This window comes from Streptomyces sp. NPDC127092 (assembly GCF_042722475.1).
Taxonomy (GTDB): Bacteria; Actinomycetota; Actinomycetes; order Streptomycetales; family Streptomycetaceae; genus Streptomyces.
This window is the reverse complement of sequence record NZ_JBHXFE010000102.1, coordinates 1-2,608: the sequence shown is the minus strand read 5'-3', so window position 1 is coordinate 2,608 and position 2,608 is coordinate 1. Positions and strand designations below refer to the sequence as shown.

General features: G+C 64.5%; 3 protein-coding genes and 1 pseudogene. 2 read left to right on the top strand and 2 right to left on the bottom strand.

Features of this window, described 5'->3' with window-relative positions:
• Positions 1-460, bottom strand: a 460-nt coding sequence (locus ACFWJO_RS37385) for an Lrp/AsnC family transcriptional regulator (protein ID WP_386872575.1), incomplete at its 3' end; no start/stop codon positions are given.
• A gap of 402 nt (positions 461-862) precedes the next feature.
• On the opposite strand from ACFWJO_RS37385, the gene ACFWJO_RS37380 reads away from it, so the two are divergent.
• Together ACFWJO_RS37380 and ACFWJO_RS37375 are read left to right on the top strand one after the other, a co-directional pair.
• Positions 863-1,180, top strand: a complete 318-nt coding sequence (locus tag ACFWJO_RS37380) for a helix-turn-helix domain-containing protein (protein ID WP_010080477.1) — start codon at positions 863-865, stop codon at positions 1,178-1,180.
• A complete protein-coding gene (locus ACFWJO_RS37375; RefSeq protein WP_010080478.1) occupies positions 1,177-2,127 on the top strand; it encodes an IS3 family transposase in 951 nt (316 codons plus the stop codon). Before ACFWJO_RS37380 ends, ACFWJO_RS37375 begins: the two co-directional genes overlap by 4 nt.
• A 9-nt stretch (positions 2,128-2,136) precedes the next feature.
• Here ACFWJO_RS37375 and ACFWJO_RS37370 read toward each other — a convergent pair.
• Positions 2,137-2,376 (bottom strand): annotated as a pseudogene (locus ACFWJO_RS37370) (integrase core domain-containing protein); the annotation flags it as partial.
• Between the last annotated feature and the right edge of the window lie 232 nt (positions 2,377-2,608).

Here is a 2,608-nt window from a genome sequence, read left to right as displayed (position 1 = left end):
CGATATCCATGGTCTCGAAGGAGCGGTGCTCGATGTTGCCCTTGACAATGTCGGTATAAATCGCGGTGTTAACGCGGATGACCTGGGGGTTACCACGTAACCGCGTCAGTAGGTGCTGCATCTCTACCTGGTCGTGTACTCGTACTTCGGCGATGAAGTCGAACTCGCCGGCCGTGACCGAGACCAGAACGCACTCCTCCCAGGCCGCAACCATGGCAGCGATGTCCTGCACGGGCCCGCTGGTGGACACCGAAAGGTGGCCGATGAAGTCCAACCCCATGAATGCCGGATGCACCGTCGCGACTACCCGCACCACCTGGGAGGCCAGCAACCGCCGCAGTCGTTGCGCCACCACGGAGCGTGGCATGAGCAGTCGGTCTGCCAGCTTGACCGCGCTGGCGCGTGGATCCTCCCGGAGGGCACTGATGAGCTGCTCGTCGAGCTTGTCGAACGGGTCCATGACATCCTCAGAACAATCGGTACGGGCTTCGATCAGAGCTGATGCTAAACCCCCACATCTCCCACTGAACCGTCGTCGCAGTGCATTCAAGGGCCAACAGAACAGTGGAATCGGTTCGAGTCTGCAGTAGATCTGGTTCGCCAAGTGATGAATCTCACTATACGCTGTCGGTCACCTCACATCCCCAACGCAAGTGCCTACCCCAGGCGGTGGGCGCCCGTGCGGCTCAGAAGTCAGGCGGTCTACGCATGAGCACCTCACCGAACCCCAGGCAGCAGTTCACCCACAAGAAGGCGGTACGCGCCGGGATGGCCTCGTTCATGGGGACGACCATTGAGTTCTACTGTCGCGCGTCAGACTTAGTGGCAGGGCCGTTATGTAGGTCCTGAAGGAGAGTCAGACATGGGTAGACCACCCTCGATTCCGGCGGAGAAGAAGACCCGGATAGTGCTGAGCGTGCTGGCCGGCGAGATGTCCATCGCCGAAGCGGCACGCAAGGAGAAGGTCAGTGAGCAGTCCATCGGACGGTGGAAGGCCGAGTTCCTGGAAGCCGGCAAGACCGCCCTGGTGGCCGGCAGGTCCGGACCATCCTCCCGAGAGGAACAGCTGGAGGCCGAGGTCGCCGAGCTGACCCAGGCCTTGGGCGAGGCACACCTGGAAGCCAGGGTGTGGAAGAAGTCCGCGGAGGGCCGGCTGGGCCCTTCGAGGACCTCGAGGTGATCCGCGTGGAAGCGGGCATGTCGACCGCGAGGTTCTGCCAGCTCTTCGACATGCCCGAGCGGACCTGGCGCCGCTGGCAGGCCAAGGCCCGCACCGGGACGGCGGTGAAGGGACCGTGGCCGCAACCGGGACGGCAGGCCGCCAGGGAACTGGTGGTCAAGCACGCGCTGGCCCATCCGGCGTGGGGGCATCGGAAGATCTGGGCAATGGTCCGCCACGACGGGCATGTGGTTTCCGAGGCGACCGTGCTGCGGATCCTGCGCGACGAGGGGCTGATTCTGCCCGCGCAGTACCAACGGGAGCGACGGAAGCTGGCCGAGCGGCGCAAGGCCGCGTTCGCCACCGAGCCCTCAGGCCCGAACCAAGTCTGGCAGCTGGACTTCAGCGAGTTCGAGACCACCACCGGAGGGACCTGGCGGCTGGCCGGGTGCCGGGACTACTGGTCCAAGTACGAGCACCCCTTCCACGTTTCGCCCACCGGGAACCAGCACGACGCGATCGACGCGATCGAGTTGGCCCTGGCCGACTACGAGGCCATGTTCGGTCACCCGCTGGTCGAGGCCTGCCCGGTCGATCCCGAGACCGGTGAGCTGTTGCCCGTGGTGACCATCGTGACGGACAACGGCGGGCCGTTCCGGTCCTTCCGCTTCGAGTCCTTCATCGCCGCCCACCCCGAGCTACACCACGTGCGCACCCGAGTGAAGACCCCGGGGCAGAACGGGTCCCGTGAACGCGGCTTCGGCACGCTGAAGTACGAACGGCTCTACCTGGACGAGATTGACGACGCGATCGTGCTCGCCGAGCGGGCCGAAGACTACCGGATCGAGTACAACGAGCTCCGGCCCCACGAGGCCATCTCATGGAACCGGCCCAAGGAGGTGCACCTGGGCCTGGCCGACCCCACCACCCCGACATTCAAAACCAAGGAAATCCTGCCAACTACTTGACGCGGGACACTTCCAGTCGCCGATGATGACCTGTGCGTGCAGCAGCGAGTAAAAGCTGTTGATGTTGAGGCACTCGTCGCGGATCCGGCTGTTGAACGACTCGACGTACCCGTTGCGCCACGGCGAGCCCGGAGGGATGTAGGACAGGCCGGTGCGGGTGCCGGCCCAGTCGGCCATCGCCTCGCTGATGAACTCCGGCCCGTTGTCCGACCTGAGCACCGCCGGGGCGCCCCGGGCGGCGACGAGGTCCTGAGCCGCCCCCTTCATTCGGTCCGGACGTTCTGTGAGTCGTCGGTTTCCATTTGATGGGTGCACTGCCGAGCGTACTCGGCTGGGGTTAGGTAGCCGAGCGAGGAGTGCCGGCGGTGGTGGTTGTACTCGTCCTTCTGTCGCGCGTCAGACTTAGTGGCAGGGCCGTTATGTAGGTCCTGAAGGAGAGTCAGACATGGGTAGACCACCCTCGATTCCGGCGGAGAAGAAG

Excerpts from the sequence above, each read along its gene's own strand:
- ACFWJO_RS37380 (WP_010080477.1), top strand. The coding sequence starts at position 863 with ATGGGTAGACCACCCTCGATTCCGGCGGAGAAGAAGACCCGGATAGTG.